The following is a 22,727-nucleotide window of genomic DNA, read 5'->3' as shown; positions in this document are numbered from 1 at the left end:
TCCCAATGACAAAGATAAAATCCGGGGCATATTTATTGCTAGCAGTTTTGTTTATATTGGGCGCCTGTAAAGAAGAACCTAAAAAAGTAATAAGCACTGCGCCCATAACCTTTACCAAGGAAGGAGAACTTATGGTCTACAGGGGACAAACAGATACCGTCCTTACCAAATTGAACATCGAAATTGCCGAAACGGACTACGAGACCCAAACTGGGCTTATGTACCGAAATGCCATGGCAGAAAACCAGGGCATGCTGTTTATATTCCCAGATGTGGAAATGCATTCGTTTTACATGAAAAATACAGAAATAGCCCTTGATCTTATTTTTCTGGACGAAAACCTGCATATAGCCAGTTTTCAAGAGAATGCCAAGCCTTTAGACGAAACTGGTCTTTCTTCTAAAGTGCCAGTACAATATGTTTTGGAAATTAATGCGGGGCTAGCTGAAAAGTGGTCTCTTGAAGTGGGTGACCGCGTAGAATTCACGAGAAACTAGTGTATTACAGCAAATTATGGGGTATCTTCTTGAAGGCGAGGAAACGGATAGGTTGTTATTTAGGAAAGTAACGCAAACCGATTTTGATACTTGGCTTCCATTTCATAAAGAACCTCTAAGTACGGAATTCTGGACAGGCATACACGCCGATCCCGTTATAGCATGTGAACAACAATTTGAACAGATATTCTATCGCTATAAAAACGATCTAGGTGGAATGAACGCGCTTGTCAACAAAACCAGTGGAAAGCTCATAGGACTCTGCGGATTGCTAATACAACAGGTAGATGGCTTGGAAGAATTGGAAATCGGATATTCCATATTACCTCAATATTGGTCCCAAGGTTATGCTACGGAAGCGGCCATAAAATGTAAACAATATGCCTTTGACAAGGAGTTACATTTAAAATTTGCGAACAATTCATTGATATCCATAATTCAGGTAGACAATATGGCTTCGCAAAAAGTAGCCCGCAACAATGGAATGTTTTTGGACAAGACAACTAGGTATAAAGACAATCCCGTGCATATATTTAGGGTTAAAAATAGGTAAAAATCACATTTTTGGCTTTAATGGGCAAAGTATAACTTAGTAGGCAATTAGCGGTTTATGGGCAACAGAAAACATTGGGGCATTTTTATTGACAACCGATCGGATAAGGCAGGTTTCATTGATACGCTGTTGGAAGGGCGTCCGGAAACATCATATTTTGAGGAACTCAGCGGGTTAAAGGGAGCCCTTTTTTCAAAATTGGCATTACATCGGTTCATAGACGAAGAAGAACGCCACGATACAAAAATAATAACCTCCAATACCCCACAAAGTTTAAAATCCATGTCGAGTGGGGAGCAAAAAAAAGCCTTACTGCGTCACCTACTACAGGTGAAACCAGATTTTCTGATTTTGGACAACCCTTTCGACAATTTGGATGTTGCTTCCCAAAGCAACCTGGCGAACCTTTTAAATGATATTTCGCAAAACACTACTATTGTTCAACTAATTAGTCGAAAAATAGATCTGCTACCATTTGTCACCAATTTAATTACCCTTGAAGGCAAAAAACTTGTTGTGGACCAAATCACGGTGGAGAAAGGTAGTGAAGAAGAAACAGTCTTTTTTGAAGGCAGTATTCCCTTGCCCTTGCATCCTTTTGATTACGACTCGGATGTATTGATAGATTTAAGGAACGTTTCCGTGAGCTATGGGGACAAACCCATCTTACAAAACATAAATTGGGAAATAAAGCCTGGACAATTTTGGCAATTGGTAGGAAAAAACGGAAGTGGTAAAACAACATTGCTGTCTATGGTTACAGGTGAAAATAGTAAGGGCTACGGACAGGATCTCTATATTTTTGATGTTAAGAAGGGAAGTGGGGAGAGTATTTGGGATATAAAGAAAAAAATTGGATACTTCACACCCGCCATGACGGATAAATTCTCTGGCCATCATACTGTAGAGAATATGTTGATATCGGGAGTTCATGATTCCGTGGGCCTCTACGTAAAACCTACCGATGCCGAATTTAGGTTAGCTAAAGATTGGTTGCTTTTAATTGGCATGTGGGAACTAAGAAATACGTATTTCCACGATCTTTCCATGGGGCAGCAGCGTTTGGTGATGACTACTAGAGCTATGATAAAGCATCCGTTGTTACTTATTCTAGATGAACCTACCGCTGGGTTAGACGATCATAGCGCGGCCCTGTTTGTGGCTTTAACCAACAAAATAGCCCAAGAAAGCAAAACTGCGATAATATTTGTGTCGCATCGACAAGAAAAAGGGTTGACCCCCAATTTCATTTACGACCTGCACATGACGGATAAAGGCTCTGTAGGGAAAGTACGCAACTAAAAAGAGCCACTATCTTTGTTTGTCAGCATAGTGGCTCTTTGTATATTTTAGGTTTTTGTTTTATGCCTCTTCTCCCCCAGTCCTGAATTTTCTTTTAAGGGTATCGAACATTACCGGTGTAGCAATGAACAAAGAAGAATAGGTACCCACAATAATACCTACAATCATGGCGAACATAAATCCGCGTAAAGATTCTCCACCAAATACAAATATGGCCAATAACACTACCAAAGTAGTAAGCGATGTATTTAGCGTTCTACTCAATGTACTGTTTAAGGCCAAATTTACGTTCTTACCAGATTTCCATCCTCTTTCATTGACTATTTCCCGAATTCTATCAAAAACTACCACAGTATCGTTCAAGGAATATCCAATTACGGTAAGGATGGCGGCAATAAACGCCTGATCGATCTCCATATTGAAAGGCATTATCTTGCCGGTCAATGAAAAGATTCCCAATACAATCAACACATCATGAAAAACCGCAGCTACCGCACCAAGAGAAAATTGCCATCTACGGAAACGCAATAAAATGTATAAAAACACTACCGCCAAAGAACCGATTATAGCCAAAAAGGCATTGTTCTTAATATCATCTGCAATGGTAGGGCCTACCTTTACGGATTGCAATATACCAATAGGGGTGCCATCTCCACCGCTGATAAAATCTTCATAGGCAATACCGTCCGGCAAATATTTTTGTAAGGATGTATACAACTTATTTTGAATCTCATTATCTACTTCAATCCCTTCAACGTCTACCTTATAAGGTGTAGTAATTTTAATTTGATTACCATCGCCATACGTTTTTACATTGGTACCACTACCAAAGACCGTATTAAGCTCGGAGGCAATCTCGGAGGGGTTCACTATTTTTTCGAACCTTACCTGATAAGAACGTCCCCCAACAAAGTCTACCCCTTGCTGTAAGCCTTGAGTAATTAGGGAGAATAACCCTATACCAACCAAAATAGTAGACACTACATAGGCGATTTTTCGTTTGCTCAAGAAATTAATGTTCATATTTCTGAACAGGTTTTTGGTAATACCTGTAGAAAAATCCAGGGTTCTTCCTTTTCCGCTTATATACCAGTCTACTAACAATCTTGTAATGAATATTGCGGTAAACAAAGAGGTAACGATACCTATAAGTAAAGTTGTTGCAAAACCTTTAATAGGCCCGGATCCAAACAAAAATAGGATTAGGGCGGTAAGCCCGGTGGTAACGTTGGCATCCAAAATGGAAGACAATGCATTGGCAAAACCATCCGATATGGCCTCTCCTTTTCCTTTTCCTTTGGCCAATTCCTCTTTTATCCTTTCAAAAATAAGTACGTTGGCATCCACCGACATACCTATGGTCAATACTATACCTGCGATTCCCGGTAAAGTTAGTACGGCATTTAAGCTTACCAACACGCCAAAAATCAGCAGTATGTTTAATAGTAGGGCGATATCGGCAAAGATTCCGGCTTTGCCATAGTAGAATATCATCCACAGTAATACGATGGCCATAGCTATCATAAAGGATTTAAAGCCACTATCAATAGCTTCCTGTCCTAGTGATGGTCCTACAATTTCCGATTGTATTATCTCTGCAGAAGCAGGTAGTTTACCTGCTCGTAATACGTTTGCGATATCTTTGGTTTCATTTACGGTAAAAGTTCCTGTAATCTCGGAACTACCACCAGATATACCTCCAGGTTGCGAAACTCCTGGTGCCGTGTACACTTTGTTATCCAGAACAATAGCTATTCCTGTATTGTTTAGATTTGCCTCATTGGTCAATTTCTCCCAAAGCTTGGCCCCTCTTACATTCATGTCCATTCCAATAGCCGGTCTGTTGAATTGATCAAATTGGGACCTGGCATCACTAACCACATCGCCACTTATCCTTGGAGTACCATCACGATTTGATTTTAGGGCATAAAGGCCCACTACTTCGGTTTCTTTCGTTGGTGGTCTTTCCCAAACGAACTTTGCAAATTGAACATCGGGGGGAAGTAAACGCCTTATTTCCGGCATTCTAAGATATGCCCCAACCGTAGCGGTATCTTTTATGGCAAAAGTATAGGTTGCATAGCTAGCGGCTTGGCCCTGTATTAAATCGAATAGGGGGTTTACCTGACTAGCAAGATCCAAAGAATCTTGCGAAACATCGGATAGTAATGAATCTATTTCCGATTCTTCCTTTATAGGTTCTTCCTGGCTAACATCTACCAAGGATTTTAATCTCTCGTTCGCCGCACCAAAAAAGGCATTAAGACTTTGATCATTATTTGGGTACGTTTCCCAGAATTCTAATTGAGCCGTGCTGGAAAGTAGATTTTGCGCTCTGGCTATATCCCTTGCGCCTGGAAGTTCAACCAAAATACGACCAGAATTGCCTTCGCGTTGTATATTGGGTTGTGTAACCCCAAAACCATCGATACGCTCTCGCAATACCTCAAAGGCAGAAACTATGGATTCGTCTATTTTAGTTCTAATAATAGGCTTTACTTCATCATCGGTCATCTGAAAATTAACTACATCGCTCAACCCTTTGTTTGCAAAGATATCGGGGGATGCAAGTTTGGCATCGCCTTTTATTTGATCGAAGGCATCAAAAAACAATTCCAGATAAGTGTTGTCACTACTTTGTGATGCAATATCCGCATCAGCCAATGCTTTATTGAAAATGGGGTTTTTGGTATTGTTGGCCAAACCTTTTAAAATATCTTTTACGGATATTTGAAGCGTAACATTAATTCCTCCCTTAAGGTCTAGACCTTTGTTCAGTTCCTTCTTTTTGGCTTCATTGTAATCCGTATATCCTAAAATGGAATTTTTACCAATGGAATCCAAATAACGGGCTTCCAACGCCTCTCTCTTGGCAACATAATCCTCTTCAGTCTCAGAAACACTATTAGTTGCAAAGACTTCAGCTTCCTTTTCAACTTTACTGGTAATAAAAGTATAGGATAATTGATAGATACTTACTATCCCAAACAAGAAAGCAAAAAGCTTTATAAGTCCTTTATTTTGCATTGATTACATGTATTTATTTGTAGTATTCTTAACAGCGTGCAAATATATTATTTCCCATAGGAATTGGCAATATATTTATGAGTTATTACAAAATAAGGGGCAACCGCTTAAAGCGGTTGCCCCTTATGCTATACTTAACTTTCACTTAAAGTTGCAGCAGGCCGTTGGTCTTTCTTACCCCTTCGGCGCTTTCTTGCATTTTGGCTTTTTCGGCATCGTTCAGTTCAATATCGACAATTTTTTCGATACCATTTTTTCCTAATATTACCGGTACTCCGATACAAATATCGTTTAGATCGTACTCACCTTCCAAAAGTGTGGAACAGGGAAACATCTTTTTCTGATCGCAAGCAATGGCCTGCACCAGTCCAGAAACTGCGGCACCTGGAGCGTACCATGCACTTGTCCCCAATAACTTGGTTAATGTGGCACCGCCTACTTTGGTATCTGCCGCAACTTGCTCCAAACGCTCAGAAGAGAGAAACTCGGAGACCTTGATGCTATTTCTTGTGGCATGTTGCGTTAGAGGCACCATTCCGGTATCGCTATGACCGCCGATTACCATCCCGTCAACATCAGAAATTGGGGCATCCAAGGCTTCGGCCAAACGATACTTAAAACGGGCACTATCCAAAGCTCCGCCCATCCCAATAATTTTGTTTTTGGGTAAACTCGTAGTTTTATGCACCAAATAGGTCATAGTATCCATAGGATTACTCACCACAATGAGAATAACATTGGGCGAATGTTCCAAAAGACTGGATGCCACTGATTTCACTATTCCGGCATTGATACCTATCAATTCTTCCCTGGTCATCCCCGGTTTACGAGGAATACCAGAAGTTATTACGGCAATGTCGCTCCCTGCCGTTTTAGAATAATCATTCGTTGTTCCTACAATTTTGGTATCAAAACCATTTAAAGAAGCTGTCTGCATTAAGTCCATCGCTTTGCCTTCGGCATAGCCTTCCTTAATATCCAACACTACAACTTCCGATGCAAAATTTTTAATTGCAATGTACTCTGCACAACTAGCGCCAACAGCACCTGCACCTACTACGGTAACTTTCATATTACGTCCGTTTTTAAATTTAATTTCAAGAGTTCAAAAGTACTGAATTTTAACAGAAAAACGACCGTTGTTTGCATAATAAATGGCAGTTCAAAATTGTACTGTTTCGTTAAATTATTGAGAGACAATGTTAAAAAAAACGACATTTCAACGAAGAAAAAAATAATTGTATGCAATACGTCGAATAACTGCAATACAATTGAAACTATACGCGTTAACATTTATACCCAAATCTGAATTAACCTACGATGATGAAGAAGATGATTTCATTTGTGGCAATCTTGGCCATAATATTTGCTAGTAACTGTTCTCGCATACCTGAAAACAATGACCCGGTTATTGGAATATGGACCAATGAAACTATTGGCAGCAACAGTCTTACAGAAAAGCAAACTGCCCGCAAGGAGTGGATATTCAACGATGCCTATTTAGGGCGATTTCACAGTTATACCAACAAGCAATTAGAAATGAAAACCGATTTTAGCTGGACCCAAGAGGATGGGGTTTATACCATTTCCTATCCGGGAACCGACTTATTGGATGATATAGTTACCTTACAGAAGGCCGAAGATGGAACTGTTCTTAAGGACAACCAAGGCAATACCTTGGCCGTAAGAGAATAAAACTTTTAAACACGCTCTTGAAAAAAGGCCGTAAAACGAATGTTTTACGGCCTTTTTGATTTATTTCTTTGGCAGAAATCTGTTACCTAAAACCAAAGTTAAGGCCCAGTGATAAACTATTGAACTCGGCTATGGTATAGTCTACATTTATTCTAAAAAATCCTAGTTTTAACTTTGTTCCCAAGTTGGCGGTAACACCACTGGCATCTTCGCTTAGGGAAAAGGGATCGGTATATGTTTCTTGAAAAGGGCCAGATTGTACTATATAAGTCCCCAAAATATCTGTTTTTGATTTTCCGGTGAGATACCCTAAACCTCCATAAAAGTTAATAACAGGTAATCTAGTAGATACTACGGCCTGAAATACCCATGTATTTATTTCGGTATCTATGCGTTGATTTTGGCCAGCAATGATATCCGTATCCGAAAAATCGTAAGTACCATCCAAATGTGTATATCCAATTACTGCTGATATTGCCACGGGCAACACTTTATCGGCAGGTAAGTGTTTTGTAAAATCGTGCTGAATACCAAACCCATAAAGACCTACATCCACGTTATCCGTATTTATTTTTGGCAAAAACCTTACTTTGATCTCTGTTCCTTTGATCAATCCTACGCTTGCCTGCAAAAACGCTGAGGGAACAAAGTTTATGTTTTCGGAAGCAAGTCCGCTCGGCAGCTCAAAGTCTTCCCTAACATTTACGCCAGGAGCTACTTCGGCCTCTACAAAGACCATAATCCCTTCCAAATCCCCTAAAGCCGAGGAAACCGTTCTAGAAGGACTCCCATCCGCGAATTGAAGGTTTTCGTAATCGGCCGTGTTTAGGACGAAGGCTTTTTTATCGTCCTTATTTTTAAATGGGGAAATATTTCCGATAATTGAGATTTCAAAGCCACCTAAGGGCTTTGCATCGGCAGAATTATACCATCCATTCGAAAAACTATAGATAGCCCCTTCTGAAACAGGAGCCAGATAATCATTGGTAAAACGTTCTGCATCCTCTATGCCGGCCGCCAATAGATCATTTACATTGGACTGCGCATTGGACAAAACTCCTGACAAAACTGCAACGAACAAAAATATACGTTTCATAATTTCTTGGTTTTGTCCAAAACTAAAAAACTCGCACTTTCGGTGCGAGTTTTTGTTGTGTATGTACTACTTTTTATGCATCAATGTTCGCATAAACGGCATTCTTCTCTATAAATTCCCTTCTTGGAGGCACTTCATCGCCCATGAGCATAGAAAAAATCCTATCCGATTCGGTAGCGTTTTCTATGGTTACCTGTCTTAACGTCCTGAACCCAGGATTCATGGTGGTTTCCCATAATTGTTCGGCATTCATTTCACCAAGACCTTTATAACGCTGAATACCAACACCTCCTTTAAAACTCTCCGCTATCTCATCGCGCTCTTTATCATTCCAGGCATAGCGTTTTTTGCTTCCTTTTTTTACCAAATACAATGGTGGAGTGGCAATATAAACATGACCTCCTTCGATAAGCTCGCGCATATATCTAAAAAAGAAGGTAAGGATTAGTGTTTCGATATGACTACCGTCAACATCGGCATCACACATAATAACCACCTTATGATAGCGTAATTTTTCTAGGTTTAGCGCCTTACTATCTTCCTCTGTACCTATGGTAACACCCAAGGCGGTGTAGATATTTTTTATCTCCTCATTTTCAAAGACCTTATGCTGCATGGCTTTCTCCACATTGAGGATCTTACCCCGTAACGGAAGAATTGCCTGAAAATTTCTGTCCCTTCCTTGCTTGGCGGTACCTCCTGCCGAATCTCCCTCTACCAGGAACACCTCGCAAAGTGTGGGGTCTTGTTCTGAGCAATCCGATAGTTTTCCTGGAAGTCCCCCTATACTCATTACCGTCTTACGTTGCACCATTTCTCGTGCTTTGGTAGCTGCATGTCTTGCTTGCGCTGCCAAAATCACTTTCTGAACAATAACCTTGGCATCGTCCGGATTCTCTTCCAGATAGTTGGTCAGCATTTCGGAAACTGCTTGGCTCACCGCCGAAGAAACTTCTCTATTGCCCAGTTTTGTTTTGGTCTGTCCTTCAAACTGTGGCTCTGCAACTTTTACTGAGATAATTGCGGTTAGTCCCTCCCTAAAATCGTCTCCTTGTACTTCAAACTTTAGTTTGTCCAGCATACCCGATGAGTCGGCATATTTTTTTAGTGTAGAGGTAAGCCCTCTTCTAAAGCCAGAGAGGTGCGTACCTCCTTCATGGGTATTAATATTGTTCACATAGGAATGCAGATTCTCGGTGTAGGAGGTATTGTACACCATGGCTACCTCAACGGGGATACCGTTCTTTTCCCCTTCCATTGAAATTATGTTTCTTATTAGTTGTTCCCTGTTTCCATCCAAGAACTGTATAAACTCTTTAAGTCCTTCCTCGGAGCAAAAGGAATCTTCTACAAAACCACTTTCACTGTCTTTGTCTTTCTGGCGCTTGTCCATTATGGTAATGGTAACGCCTTTGTTTAGATAGGAAAGCTCGCGCATTCTATTGGACAAGGTCTCGTAGCTGAATTCTATGGTCTGACTAAAAATGGTCTCGTCCGGATGGAAGGTAACCATGGTTCCACGCTCTTTGGTCTGTCCTACGCTCTTTACCGGGTATAGTGATTTACCCCTTTCATATTCTTGTTCCCAAACTTTGCCATCTCTATATACTGTGGCCTTCAAATGGTTGGAGAGGGCATTTACCACGGATACCCCTACCCCGTGAAGACCACCGGACACCTTATAGGAATCCTTGTCAAATTTTCCTCCGGCCCCTATTTTGGTCATTACTACTTCCAAGGCGGAGACGCCTTCCTTTTTATGTAAATCTACAGGGATACCTCGCCCATTATCTTTGGTGGTAATGGAATTATCCTCGTTTATTGTAACGTTAATGGTGTCGCAATGACCTCCCATGGCCTCATCGATAGAGTTATCCACTACCTCATAGACCAAATGGTGCAAACCTCTTACACCCACATCACCAATATACATTGAGGGGCGCATGCGCACATGCTCCATACCCTCTAGGGCCTGAATACTATCGGCCGAATAATTTGGTTTTTTTGCTTCTTCGCTCATAGAACAAATTCTGTTGTTTCAATTATAATTTAGCAATCTTGCAAATATAAGCAATACCCTATAGAATAAGGCCTTAATGACTATTTTAACCGCTTAAGTTATCAACAAAAATTGTGGAAAATATATAGGTGGTTTCTCTTGCGAAATTCAATTTTAGCAACGCATACCAAGCCGTGTTTGGGAACGCTTGCAAGCGTAATTTTGAGAGGCCGATTCCTATGTTGTTTTTGGTTGAATTTCACCCACAAAAGAAGCGCCTGTTACAGCGCTTCTTAAGGACTAATTATAATTAAAAACCTGAATAATCCCGATAGTTATCGGAACGAACTACTCATTCATAAACTAAAAACACTTACTTTTCATAAGCGTCTGCATGCACTTTGGCCACAGCCCTTCCGGATGGGTCGTTCATATTCTTGAACGCCTCATCCCATTCCAAGGCAATCTTGGTACTACAGGCTACTGAAGGCTCTTGAGGCACACATAGGGCCGCTGCATCCGAAGGAAAATGTTCTTCAAAGATGGAACGATAATAAAATTCTTCTTTAGAGGTAGGAGTCTGCAATGGAAACCTAAACTTTGCATTGGCCAATTGCTCGTCCGTTACTTCCGCTTCCACTACTTCTTTAAGGGTATCTATCCAACTGTAGCCAACTCCATCGGAAAACTGCTCTTTTTGCCTCCAGGCCACACTTTCGGGCAGGTAATCCTCAAAGGCTTTTCTAATTACCCATTTCTCCATGCGTTCTCCGTTGATCATTTTATCTTTTGGGTTAATACGCATGGCTACATCCATAAATTCTTTATCCAAGAACGGTACTCGACCTTCTATTCCCCAGGCCGCCAATGATTTATTGGCCCTAAGACAATCATACATATGTAATTTATCTAGTTTACGGACCGTTTCTTCATGAAAGTCTTTGGGGCTCGGTGCTTTATGAAAGTACAAGTATCCACCAAAAAGTTCATCCGCACCTTCACCAGAAAGTACCATTTTAATTCCCATAGACTTAATAACCCTAGCCATAAGGTACATAGGGGTAGAAGCTCTTACCGTAGTAATGTCATAGGTCTCCAGGTTGTAGATGACATCCTTAATGGCATCTAACCCTTCTCGTATGGTAAATTTGATCTCGTGGTGTACCGTATCAATATGGTCAGCTACCTTTTGCGCAGCTGCCAGATCCGGTGAACCCTCAAGTCCTACAGAAAAGGAGTGCAGTTGTGGCCACCAAGCATCCTTGGTATCTCCGGATTCTATCCGTTTTTGGGAATATTTTTTAGCGATTGCCGAAGTAACGGAAGAATCCAAACCACCGGAAAGCAATACACCATAGGGTACATCGGACATTAATTGTCTATGTACGGCGGCTTCCAAAGCATCCCTTAACTCGTCTATACTCGTCTGGTTTTCTTTAACCGCATCATACTCCATCCAATCTCGCTTATACCACTTGGTAAGCTTACCATCCGTACTGCTTAGGTAATGACCGGGAGGAAACAATTCTATTTTGGCACAAGTACCTTCCAATGCCTTTAATTCTGAAGCCACATAGAATGTGCCATTCTGATCCCATCCCATATAAAGGGGGATGATTCCCATATGATCCCTAGCCACAAAATATTCATCCTTTTCGGTATCATAAATGGCGAAACCGAAGATGCCATTCATCTCATCCAAAAAATCGGGACCTTTCCTTTGATATAAGGCAAGTATCACTTCACAATCCGAAGCGGTTTTAAAATTGTAAGACCCTTCAAATTGTTTACGCAACTCCCTGTGGTTATATATTTCCCCGTTAGCGGCCAAAACAAGCTTTCCATCTTCGCTCAACAAAGGTTGTTTTCCGGATACCGGATCTACAATGGCCAAACGCTCATGGGCCAAAATAGCCTTATCATCGGAATATATACCGCTCCAATCCGGGCCCCTATGTCTAACTTTTTTGGACATTTCCAGTAATTGGGGGCGTAAACTCTCCGTGCTCTCCTTAACATCAAACGCGCATACTATTCCACACATAAGCAATTATTGTTTCAATTATAAAGCAAAGATGCATATTAACTTTTACATTATAAACATATATTTTGTTTTTAATAACAATTTAAAACATAAAAGATGTTATTATATTATTAGTATAATCAATAACTGGCTAAATGGTTGTTTCAAAATTCATTTTGTAAGCTCGTTAAATTTTAACGACATTTTATAAGACACCAAATAGAATACTATTTAGATTTGACGCACACAAAACAATTTAGAATCATGAAAAAACTATTTACACTTGCCACATTAGTTATTGCCTTGGTATTTACTACCGAAACCACCGCTCAGGAATTTAGCGGATTGGACAAAAGTCCGGCCGACGTTGCTTCTTTTCCCGGTAGCTATCGGGTATCGGATAAATCGGTCAGGGTAATTTATAGCCGTCCCCAATTGAAGGGTAGGTCATTATCCGAATTGGCTCCCGCCGGAAAAGTTTGGCGAACTGGTGCCAACGAGGCCGTAGAAATTACTTTTTATAAAGATGCCACTGTTGGCGGAACTGCTGTAAAAGCTGGTACATATTCTTTGTTCACTATTCCGGGCGAAGGTAAATGGACCGTAATCTTGAACAATAAATTAAATCAATGGGGGGCTTATTCTTATGATCAGTCCGCAGATGTTGCACGTGTAAGTGCTGAAGCCAGTACTGCTGGGGAGTCTTTGGAAGCCTTTTCCATAGCTTTTAAAGAGGTTGATGGCGGAGCACATTTGGTTATGGGCTGGGGCACTACCAGAGTAGCGCTACCTATAAGCATATAGAGTGCTCTTTACTATATAAATTTAGAAAGCCGAAGTATTGCTTCGGCTTTTTTTTATTATTCCCCGTATACGTCTTAAGGCCCCAAGAGTGGTCCCCAGATAACCGGTCATTGCATCAATTCACCTCCTATAAACACCTGCTGTGCCTTTAACCCCGGAATTTCCTCCACGGGCGCTTCCATTATATTACCACTCAACATAGTGAAATCGGCAAGTTTGCCAATTTCGATACTTCCCTTCTCATCTTCTTCAAAGTTGGAATATGCGGCCCAAATGGTCATTCCCCGAAGTGCTTCCTCCCTGGAGAGTGCATCTTGCATTTGAAAACCACCTTCCGGATAATCTTTAAGGTCTTTTCTTGCTACTGCTGCATAAAAAGTGAGGAATGGACTAACCTGTTCCACCGGAAAATCTGTCCCTAAAGCAATCTTACCTGCGATCCGCAATAATTTCTTAAAAGCATAGGCACCTTTTACTCTATGAGGGCCCAACCTATCACCAGCCCAGTACATATCACTAGTGGCATGTGTAGGTTGTACAGAGGGAAGAATACCCGTTTTGAAATAATCAAAATCTACCGAATCCAACACCTGGGCATGTTCTACCTTCCATCGTCTATCCCCTTTTCCTGCTAAAACCTTGGTATAGGCTTTAAGTACAACAGTATTGGCAGAATCCCCTATGGCATGTGTATTCATCTGATAGTCCGAATCGGCTATGCGTTGTGCTAAGGCTTCAATATCCTCTACAGGGGTCACCATAGCACCATAGTGCCCAGGTTGGTCAGAATAAGGCGCTTTAAGTGCGGCACCTCTAGATCCCAGAGCTCCATCTCCATAAACTTTTATAGACCTAACATTAAGCCTATCGGTCTTAACTATTCCATGGTTTAAAAAGTAATCCAAGTTATCCGGTAAATTACTGACCATGGCATAGATTCTAATAGCCAACCCCCCAGATTGTTGCAAACTATCTATCAGAGCTATGGTACTTTGATCCAAACCGGCATCATTAACGGTTGTCAACCCATTCTGAAGGCAGATTTTCTCGGCATCTTTTAAGGCTTGTATTTTTGTCTCCAAACTGGGCTCTGGCAATGTAGCATCTATAAGACCCATAGGGTTATCTATTAAAACGCCGGTAATAGTTCCTGATACTTTTACAATTTCGCCTCCCTCAACCTTTGTTAGAGCTGTTATACCTGCTAAATCCAGAGCTTTTTGATTCACGAGGTAGGCATGCCCATCTATCCGTCTTAACGCCACTGGTGTATCTGGGAACAGCGAATCTAGTTTTTTCTTGGTGGGAAACTCCTTTATTTCCCAATCGTTTTGGTCCCAACCTCTCCCAAGGATATAGTTTTTCTTATTTTTTTCTTGAAATGCAACCACCCGGTCCAATACCTCCTTGTAGCTTTTGGTACCTACCAAATCTACCACTTGCTGATTTAGGCCCAGTCCGTAAAAATGGCAGTGCGCATCTATAAGTCCTGGGGTTATGGTACTACCTTGAGCATCTATTGTTGTATCCGCTGTATAGGCCTTTTCAATTTCCTCAGATGTACCAACCGCAACAAATTTACCTTCGTTGACGGCAAAGGCTTCGACCTTCGAAAATGCATCATCCACTGTATAAATAGTGCCGTTATGCACAATAAGATCTACCTGCTCTTTAGCCTGTTCACAGCCTCCGAGACCAATTATCAATAGTAATATCCAAAGTTTTTTCATAAGTCGCGTGATTTATCCCAAAAATAGACATTTACCCTATTACTGCAAGTATAAACCGTAAAGCCAAGTATATCCTCACAGCTTCTCTGCCAAAATAGCCATCATGGTCTTAATTCCTTCACGATAATTCCCAAGACGTAAATTTTCATTGGGGCTGTGTTGATTGTTATCCTGATTTACGGTAGGTACGCCAACCGCGGGCACACCGAGCGTGGTTACAAAGGGTGAAATGGGAATAGAACCTCCCGAAGTGCGCTTCATTATTGGGGCTTCTCCAAACGCATTCTTCAATGCTTTTCGTAACCAGGTTCCTACTTCGGATGAAAAATCCGTTCTGAATGCACCATAAGAAACTTCATAGTTAAATGTGGCCACCTTTTCATTGGTCATTCGTTCTTCTTTAGTTGGGAGTGACTCGGTTAGGTAATATCCTTTGTCTTCTACATGTTTTTTGATTAGACCAATAAGTCGTTCTGGGTCGGACTCCAATACCAATCTTACATCAATTTCCGCTTTGGCCCAAGCGGGTACAATGGTCCTTACTTTTTCGTTTATCCAGCCCGATTGCATCCCTCTAATGTTAAGTGATGGATATTGCATGGCTTCTTGGTAATAGCTACCGACTTTATCTATGCTACCCAATTGTAACCTATTTTGGATTTCGTCCTCATCATCCGGAACCACCCGCAGGATTTTTTCAGTTTCCGTATCTATGGCAATTCCATCATAAAACCCGGGCAAGGTTACCAGGCCATTATCGTCTTTCATAGATGCCAATAGTTTGGAGAGTCCTAAAGCCGGATTGGGCGCGTAGTTCCCAAAATGTCCACTATGTTGTGGTACTACCGGACCATATGTGGTGAGTGCTATTGTGGCTATTCCCCTGGCACCAAAAGTTAAGGTGGGTTTATTGGTAATATGCCTGGGACCATCAAAAATGATCAGCATATCGCATTTTAAAAGTTCTGAATGTGCTTTAACGGCACCTGGTAATCTTGGAGACCCTAATTCTTCCTCAAAATCCATTATGACCTTAATATTGTAATTGGGCTCTAATTTTTCCGCTGCCAACGCATCCAGGGCGGCTAAAAACATGGCAACCGGACCTTTGGCATCGGAGGCAGACCTAGCAAAGACGCGCCAGTCATCTTCATAGTTCTCGATATTGCTCCACGGAATCTCTTCCCAATCGCCGGAGGCGCCTTGCTTTTTAAGTACGGGCTTATAGGGGTTTTCCTGAAACCATCGTGTGGTATCTACTGGCTGACCATCTACCTGAAGATATATCAACACAGTCTTTTTTGCTTTTTTCACTTTTCTTTCCGCAAGTAATAAAGGCGCTATTTCGGTTTCAATCCTAGTAAGCGAAAAGCCTCGAGAAGCAAATACTTCCTCGCACCAGCGTACATTTTTTTCTATATCCTTAGGGTACAAGGCATCGTTAGGAATGCTTAAAAGTTCTTTTAACATAGGAAAGGAAGACTTGGCGTACTTCTCCGATAAAACGTCTAAACGGTCCTGATCCAAACGTTGACAAAATGTTACCAAGGGCATTAAAGAAAGCGCAAGTATGACTATTGTTCTCATTATTCTTATGATTTAGTTCTATTTTTTGGACTTTACGAAAAACTCGTCATTGTATCTTATCTAGTTTACCTGCCATCCAATATTCTATTTTTTCCTCCAATAAAACAAGTGGAAGGCTACCAGAGTTTAACACCTGATCGTGGAACTCCATTATTTTAAACGCTTCACCAAGTGCTTTTTCCGCCCTGGACCGCAGTTCCCTAATTTTTAGTTGTCCAATCTTATAACTTAGCGCTTGTCCGGGAGTAGCCATATAGCGTTCAATTTCTGCCGTGATAGAAGCTTCTGATTCCGCTTCATGATCTAAGGAATATTGAATTGCTTCTTCCCGAGACCAGCCTTTTGCGTGTAACCCCGTATCTACTACCAAACGTATTGCTCGGTGCATTTCCATGCTCAACATGCCAAAATATTGATAGGGATCTTGGTACAGTCCCAGTTCTTTCCCCAAAGATTCCGCATATAGTGCCCAACCTTCTACAAATACTCCCATGCTTTCGGGGTGTAAGAATTCTGGCAAATCCGTATTTTCTTGTTGTAAGGACAATTGATAATGATGACCAGGAATGGCCTCATGCAAGAAAAGAGCCTCATTGCTATACTTGTTATAGGTCTTAACGTCCGGAATGGGCACATAAAATATGCCAGACCTAGCGGCATCCTTGGATCCTGGCACATACTCTGCACTTGCAGAAGCCTCCCTAAAAGCTTCGGTTCGTCTTATTTCGAAACCTGCTTTGGGTTTTGTGCTGAACAGCTTGCCCAATTCGGGGGTCATTTTCTTATGGATCAACTCAAAATCGGCCAACACCTCTTCAGGGGTCTCAAAAGGCATTTGTGTCTTACTGGTCCTAACATGATTAAAAAATGCTTTTATATCACCTTTAAAACCAATTTCTTTTTTGGCATTTTCCATTTCTCCCAATATTCGCTTCACCTCACTTTTCCCTAGTTCATGAATCTCATCAGGTGTCATATTCGTAGTAGTATGCAATTTTACCAGATATTGATAAGTCTCCGGGCCATTGGGTAATGTTCCTATTCCAGAACCTGCTCTGGATGCCGGCAAATAGGTAATTTCTAGAAAATCTTTTAGTTCTGTATATTTTGGTATTAGTTTCTCCCCAATAATTTGTTCGTATTCGGCGGTTATCCGATCCTTATCTTGCAAGGTAAAATACTCTGGCAACAAGGTTATCGGGGTATAAAAATGATGTTTTTTAATGGGTGTATTTACAAAACCATCTAACTGTGGAATCATTTTTTTCGTTAGCGTTTTGGGCAAAACCACACCTTTGGCCATACCTTCCTTCATTTTAACAATGCATGTATCCAAAAAAGTAAGATAATCTTCTAATCGGCTTAGCCAATTGTCATAATCCTCAGGGGTACCAAAGGGCTGAACACTGGTGCCTCCGGCCAATTGGGCCACATATAGGTGTAATGATTGTATTTGGCCCAAGGGTAACAGTTCTAGGGTAGGCAAATCGAACACAGGCGAAGCAATAGTTACCAATTCATTGGTTAAACCCTCCTTTTTTATTTGGCAGTCCCATTGCATCACCCTAAGGCTTAAGGCTTGCGAAGGAGATACCTCGGCTAGTTCAATAGATTTAAGTCTGGTCAAAAAACTTGTGTACTTTTCAATCAATTCCCTCTGGTATTCATCCGACACGTAATTGGCTATGGTGTCATTGTATTTGGCATACCCTGCTTTGGTAGCCTCTATAGGATTGATTGCCTTTTTAAATTCGTAATATTCTCTGAAAAGACTGTCAACAGCAACGGTTAAGCTTGCCGTTTCAGTCGATTTTTGTTCTTTGCACGATGTAAAAAATAAAAGTAGTAAACCAAGTGAGGAAAAGAGAATTTTCATAAAATGCACTATTAAACCAAAAAATTGTATTGCATAAATATGGTAATTATTTATGAGATCGCGATAGGCGCGATTCCTTAATTTTTACGTATATCAATTTTTTTCGCCCCTTTGCATCTTCCCTACGTTCAATCTCAAATTTTTCTATCGCCCCGATCAGTGGTGTAAGTTTTTGAAAACCGTAATTCCTAGAATCGAAATTGGGTTGTTTTTTCTGGAGTAAACTACCTACGTCCCCAAGAAAAGCCCAGCCATCATCATCGGCAACGTCGTTTATGGTCGTGGATATTAATTTGATTTCCTTTTGAGTAATCTTATCAAAAGTATCTTTGGCGTCTTCCTTGTTCTCGGCAGTCTCCGCAGTATCTGTCGACGATTGTTTTTTAAGTATTTCCAAATAGATAAACTTGTCGCAGGCCACAATAAAGGGATTTGGTGTCTTCTTTTCCCCGATACCAAATACTTGCATCCCTGCTTCCCTTAATCTGGTAGCCAATCTTGTAAAATCGCTATCACTGGATACCAAACAAAAACCGTTGACCTTACCGGAATATAAAATATCCATGGCATCAATTATCATGGCAGAATCCGTTGCATTTTTCCCTTTGGTATAGCCATATTGTTGAATGGGAGTAATCGCATTTTCCAACAGTAAATTTTTCCATTTATTTAGCTGAGGATTTGTCCAATCCCCGTAAATCCTTTTTATAGTGGGATTGCCATACTTTGCGATCTCTTCCATCATTTCCTTTACAAAAGCGGAGGGTATGTTATCTCCATCTATTAAAACGGCCAATTTTACTTCCATAGGTATTACAAGTTTTTACAAAAACGCAGTCAGTTCCGAAAGAATCCATACTATTGACCTATTCCCCAACAAACTACCCAGTTATTGACAACTAAAGTGGTCATAGGGAATTTAAATTACCGTTCTGTTTAGCTAAAAATACAGAAATACAAGGTGGAAAGCAATTAAGTATATAAGGTATGCCAAACTTCCTGATAATTTCAAATTATACAGTCCGCTTCGGTTTCAACCAACCAATCTTCCGAAATAAAACCTTTTACCTCAACGAAAGTGCAGGCTGGTTTAATTTTGGAGAAAAATTTACCATGAGCCTCTGCGGCCTTTTCCCAGTCTTTTGCATCTTTTAGGTAAATACGAGTGCGCACCACATTTTGAAGTGTACCACCGGCCTCCTCTATGGCACTTTTCATGATCAAAAGACATTTTTTGGTCTGTTTCCGTACATTTCCCGGGAAAGCTGTAGAGCCATCTTCCAAAATTGGCGCGGTCCCAGAAACTGCTATTAGGTTGCCCACCTTAACAGCTCTAGAGAAACCAATGGTTTTTTCATAAGGAGAACCCGATAAAACATTTTTTCTGCCCATTTCCAATGCTACAAGTAATTGTTTTACCGCTAAAGTAAGGTATGCTAAGGTTTTTGAATTTGTTTTTTTTCGGAAATCACAAATTCTACCCTCCTGTTTTGTTGTCTGCCTTCTTTTGTAGTATTGGTAGCAATAGGTTTTTTACCTCCATGCCCTTGCCAAACGATCCGTTCTTTTGGCAGACCCAATTTTAATAGGCAATCTGCTACCGCTCTGGCCCTATTGTTAGAAAGAGTAAGGTTATATGGCACGGTACCTATACTATCCGTATGCCCATTTATGGTAATGGACAACACGGTATTTTCCCTTAAATATTCATATACATGCTGCACATCGGCCATGGAAGAATCCAATAAGTGAAAATTATCAAACCCAAACAGTAAATTTTGGAATACGTGGGTTTTATCCAACGTATAAGGCTGTGGATTATTTTGCGCCACTACTTCATTTACAGACCTAACTTCCATCATATCAATATAATAATAGGCCACTTCTCCTTTTTGCTTTCGTTTGGGTTTTGGCCCTATATTTTTAGGTTTAACCCTACCAGATCGGGCGTTATCCTTAAAGTTGCCTATTGTAATATAACGTTCCCCTCCTTTTGCGGTTATCTCGGTAGATACCTTGGTCCATTTTTTGGAATCTGAAAAGGATCCCTTCTTTTCAATCTCTACCAAATAATAAGATTGATCCCTAATTTTTCCCAATTGGGCCCTGGACAGATTCTTGTCCGTTGGCAGGCTGAGGTTTTTTTCTGTGAAAAGCACCCCTAATTCGTACAAAGCGTAGTCTGACCCTTCGGCTAGGCTAACGTAAAAAGAGATCGTATATTTTTCTCCCTTAACCAAAGTATCTTGCAACTGGGCCTGTATGTATTCTCGGTAATCCTGTGGTGCAAACAAATATAGGCCCGCGTATCCGTTTCCGGATTTGGCCCTTTGAAACCCATTAAAATTATTAGGTATCCCCATACGCTCCCCACAGGTATGAAAGTAATCCGTGGTACCTCTTGTAGGGGTAGACCAGTATTTTAGATCAAAATTGAAATTGCTCAAATTTCTTGGGCACCCTTTCAATGCTTCAAAACTTGGATCCACTACCAAATTTTGGGCAATAGCGACGCTACCCAATAGCACAAAACAAACGATCAAAATATGTTTTATCCGTTTCGACAAAGTGTTGTTTGCATGGTTTAACTACTCTAAATTACTCATTATACCGCATGTTTCCCCAACACAACGCCCCGTTTCGATTAAAGGAACCACTTTTTCGGGTAAATGTTAATTTGTACCCTTTCAACGACTTTCTATTATTGATTATTTTCCAAAAACAGTTAATTTTCGATGTTTTTTCGCCCTTTTGACCAATACTGGGTTTCTAAACAAAACAACCCTGGCCCAATTAAGGGCCAGGGTTGTTTAGATCCAGTGAAATCAAAACCTATATCACCATCCTTATTTTCAAATTTGCAAGCCTTTACTAAGAATACTTCTTCTTAATATCTTTAAAATTCTCCTTAGTGACTTTCTCGCCAGTTTTGGCATGATGCTCTATGGCGATAAAATAGTCTTTAATCAGTTTCTTAAAACTTCCTTTTGCCATACCTCCCATAAACGCCGGTTTGGTGCGGAATTCCATATCAAAGGAGATTTTGCTCTTACCATTGCCTAAATCCTCTACCTTATAGATGGCACGAGTATACTCTGGATTTACCGGAAAGCGGCCCGCTTGGAAAACTTTATTGGTAAAGGTCATTTCTGAAGGGTTGTAGTTAACCATTTGTTCTTTTAGGAATTTTGTGCCTTTCTCGTTAAAGTTACATACCCTTGTAGCTCCCTCTTCAGCTTTTAAAGAACCATCGATATATGATGATGAGAGAATTTTTGGATGCGAATTGGCTATAGCTCCATAGTCTTCCCCTACAACGGACCATACTTTTTCCGCTGAAACGTTCAAAACTTTAGAAAGCGTAAATTGTTGTACTTTTTTTTGCGTCTGTGCAGAAACGGCAATAGTGCTGGCAAAAAGCAATAAAACAGATTTTCGAACTGTACTTTTCATCTTCTTTTGATTTAAATGTTACTACTACTTGTTTAACACAAAGATGAAGATGATGCTAGTAAGGCTTTTGGTATATCAGTCCAAAGGTTTGTTCGTTAGGTTCAACCTATATTCCGTAGGGGAACATTGATATGATTTATGAAAGGATTTTGAAAAATGAGCCAAATCGGTAAATCCGCAATCGAATGCCACTTCTGAAACACGAAGATCGGTCGCCAATAATAATTTTCTCGCTTTTCTAAGTTTCCGTCCACGGATATATTTTGCCGGGGAGGTTTTGTAATGTTTGGCAAACTCGCGTTTAAATGAAGAAAGGCTTAAGCTGGTTAGTTTAGCTAGCTCATCCGTTGTAAGGTTGTTGTACAAATTGGCCTCCACCACTTCTTTGAAAGCAACTTCTACGCTAGTAAACATACTTGCCAATAATTGTTGCACAGCCTCCGCATTGTTGGTTCTTGCCAATAGCAGTACCAATTCCTTTAATTTAAGTTTCAAAAGCTCCTCATTCACCAAACTTGGGTTGCTAAAATAAAATTGCAAACTGTCTATATAGTTTTTAAGCAGTTCGGAGGACTTGTACTTACTGTAATTCATAGGTTTTACCCTGTTTACATGCAATAAAAAATCTGGAAACTCGGTGTCATAGATCATCCGCAGTACATCTATGGGTAGGTGTATCGCTATGGCTTCACAATGTTCCGAAAGTTGTGAGGACAGAATATCGCCCAGATAATTACCACATTGCATTACCAAACCTTCCTCCGCATCAACTTCTACCTTGCCAGTAGGGGCAAATATTCTGTTCTTTCCTTGGCAGATATAATAAAAACAGGCCTCATCGGGCATACTATAGAAAAAACGAAATGGCGGGGATACCACCACCTTTTCGAATATTTTTTTACCATACAGATCAAACTGCCAATGGTCTTTAACCATATCAATGTATTTGGCGCTAAATTTATGACAATTTACCAGCGTTTATTTGTCTATTCGGTCCAAATTTTTGTTCAATTGGACTTAAAGATATGTGCTAACATCTTTTCTAAAAATACCTTTACCTAGGAGAATCTGAGCAAAAAATATGG

At 40.5% G+C, this 22,727-nt stretch carries 18 protein-coding genes; 5 read left to right on the top strand and 13 right to left on the bottom strand.

Features of this window, described 5'->3' with window-relative positions:
* Positions 1 to 5: 5 nt before the first annotated feature.
* From ACEQ81_RS12840 to ACEQ81_RS12830, 3 genes are read left to right on the top strand one after another with little or no spacing between them, the layout of a single operon-like run.
* Positions 6 to 497: a DUF192 domain-containing protein gene (locus ACEQ81_RS12840; RefSeq protein WP_411031304.1), complete on the top strand. Its 492-nt coding sequence runs from the start codon at positions 6 to 8 to the stop codon at positions 495 to 497.
* Between the two features lie 16 nt (positions 498 to 513).
* Positions 514 to 1,050 (top strand): GNAT family N-acetyltransferase, encoded by a 537-nt coding sequence (locus tag ACEQ81_RS12835; RefSeq protein ID WP_411031303.1) that lies wholly within the window; start codon positions 514 to 516, stop codon positions 1,048 to 1,050.
* A 57-nt stretch (positions 1,051 to 1,107) separates the two neighbouring features.
* A complete protein-coding gene (locus ACEQ81_RS12830) occupies positions 1,108 to 2,352 on the top strand; it encodes an ATP-binding cassette domain-containing protein (protein WP_411031302.1) in 1,245 nt (414 codons plus the stop codon).
* A 60-nt stretch (positions 2,353 to 2,412) separates the two neighbouring features.
* Here the strand turns inward: ACEQ81_RS12830 and secDF are convergent, their stop codons facing one another.
* A complete protein-coding gene (gene secDF / locus ACEQ81_RS12825) occupies positions 2,413 to 5,379 on the bottom strand; it encodes a protein translocase subunit SecDF (protein WP_411031301.1) in 2,967 nt (988 codons plus the stop codon).
* 145 nt (positions 5,380 to 5,524) lie between these two features.
* Complete coding sequence (locus ACEQ81_RS12820; protein ID WP_411031300.1) at positions 5,525 to 6,451, bottom strand: malate dehydrogenase; 927 nt, start codon at positions 6,449 to 6,451, stop codon at positions 5,525 to 5,527.
* 248 nt (positions 6,452 to 6,699) lie between these two features.
* Here ACEQ81_RS12820 and ACEQ81_RS12815 point away from each other — a divergent pair, with 248 nt between their 5' ends.
* Positions 6,700 to 7,074: a hypothetical protein gene (locus ACEQ81_RS12815; RefSeq protein WP_411031299.1), complete on the top strand. Its 375-nt coding sequence runs from the start codon at positions 6,700 to 6,702 to the stop codon at positions 7,072 to 7,074.
* Positions 7,075 to 7,156: 82 nt separating this feature from the next.
* On the opposite strand, the gene ACEQ81_RS12810 is transcribed toward ACEQ81_RS12815, so the two are convergent.
* From ACEQ81_RS12810 to asnB, 3 genes are all read right to left on the bottom strand, one after another.
* A complete protein-coding gene (locus tag ACEQ81_RS12810) occupies positions 7,157 to 8,170 on the bottom strand; it encodes a DUF6588 family protein (RefSeq protein WP_411031298.1) in 1,014 nt (337 codons plus the stop codon).
* Positions 8,171 to 8,243: 73 nt separating this feature from the next.
* Positions 8,244 to 10,190 (bottom strand): DNA topoisomerase (ATP-hydrolyzing) subunit B, encoded by a 1,947-nt coding sequence (gene gyrB, locus ACEQ81_RS12805; protein ID WP_411031297.1) that lies wholly within the window; start codon positions 10,188 to 10,190, stop codon positions 8,244 to 8,246.
* A gap of 352 nt (positions 10,191 to 10,542) precedes the next feature.
* The gene (gene asnB, locus ACEQ81_RS12800) at positions 10,543 to 12,213 is read right to left on the bottom strand and encodes an asparagine synthase B (RefSeq protein WP_411031296.1); all 1,671 of its coding nucleotides are present in this window, start codon (positions 12,211 to 12,213) and stop codon (positions 10,543 to 10,545) included.
* Positions 12,214 to 12,456: 243 nt separating this feature from the next.
* On the opposite strand from asnB, the gene ACEQ81_RS12795 reads away from it, so the two are divergent.
* Positions 12,457 to 12,996 (top strand): DUF2911 domain-containing protein, encoded by a 540-nt coding sequence (locus ACEQ81_RS12795; protein WP_411031295.1) that lies wholly within the window; start codon positions 12,457 to 12,459, stop codon positions 12,994 to 12,996.
* 107 nt (positions 12,997 to 13,103) lie between these two features.
* Here ACEQ81_RS12795 and ACEQ81_RS12790 read toward each other — a convergent pair whose 3' ends face one another.
* The 8 genes from ACEQ81_RS12790 to ACEQ81_RS12755 all read right to left on the bottom strand — a co-directional run bounded on the left by ACEQ81_RS12790 (position 13,104) and on the right by ACEQ81_RS12755 (position 22,578).
* Positions 13,104 to 14,726: an amidohydrolase gene (locus ACEQ81_RS12790; protein WP_411031294.1), complete on the bottom strand. Its 1,623-nt coding sequence runs from the start codon at positions 14,724 to 14,726 to the stop codon at positions 13,104 to 13,106.
* A gap of 75 nt (positions 14,727 to 14,801) precedes the next feature.
* Positions 14,802 to 16,313, bottom strand: a complete 1,512-nt coding sequence (locus tag ACEQ81_RS12785) for a M20/M25/M40 family metallo-hydrolase (RefSeq protein WP_411031293.1) — start codon at positions 16,311 to 16,313, stop codon at positions 14,802 to 14,804.
* A 46-nt stretch (positions 16,314 to 16,359) separates the two neighbouring features.
* On the bottom strand, positions 16,360 to 18,189 hold the full coding sequence (locus ACEQ81_RS12780; RefSeq protein ID WP_411031292.1) for a DUF885 domain-containing protein: 1,830 nt from the start codon (positions 18,187 to 18,189) through the stop codon (positions 16,360 to 16,362).
* Positions 18,190 to 18,235: 46 nt separating this feature from the next.
* Positions 18,236 to 18,997, bottom strand: coding sequence for an NYN domain-containing protein (locus ACEQ81_RS12775; RefSeq protein ID WP_411031291.1), 762 nt, complete (start codon positions 18,995 to 18,997; stop codon positions 18,236 to 18,238).
* A gap of 200 nt (positions 18,998 to 19,197) precedes the next feature.
* On the bottom strand, positions 19,198 to 19,581 hold the full coding sequence (locus ACEQ81_RS12770; protein ID WP_411031290.1) for a RidA family protein: 384 nt from the start codon (positions 19,579 to 19,581) through the stop codon (positions 19,198 to 19,200).
* A 44-nt stretch (positions 19,582 to 19,625) separates the two neighbouring features.
* Complete coding sequence (locus ACEQ81_RS12765; protein WP_411031289.1) at positions 19,626 to 20,756, bottom strand: OmpA family protein; 1,131 nt, start codon at positions 20,754 to 20,756, stop codon at positions 19,626 to 19,628.
* A 304-nt stretch (positions 20,757 to 21,060) separates the two neighbouring features.
* Positions 21,061 to 21,642: an SRPBCC family protein gene (locus ACEQ81_RS12760; protein ID WP_411031288.1), complete on the bottom strand. Its 582-nt coding sequence runs from the start codon at positions 21,640 to 21,642 to the stop codon at positions 21,061 to 21,063.
* Positions 21,643 to 21,717: 75 nt separating this feature from the next.
* The gene (locus ACEQ81_RS12755) at positions 21,718 to 22,578 is read right to left on the bottom strand and encodes a helix-turn-helix domain-containing protein (protein WP_411031287.1); all 861 of its coding nucleotides are present in this window, start codon (positions 22,576 to 22,578) and stop codon (positions 21,718 to 21,720) included.
* Positions 22,579 to 22,727 lie beyond the last annotated feature (149 nt).

The sequence above is a fragment of the Spongiimicrobium sp. 3-5 genome (assembly GCF_046557915.1).
GTDB lineage: Bacteria > Bacteroidota > Bacteroidia > Flavobacteriales > Flavobacteriaceae > JBHEBG01.
Note: the sequence above shows the minus strand (reverse complement) of the source record. Positions and strands in the feature narration are given on the sequence as shown.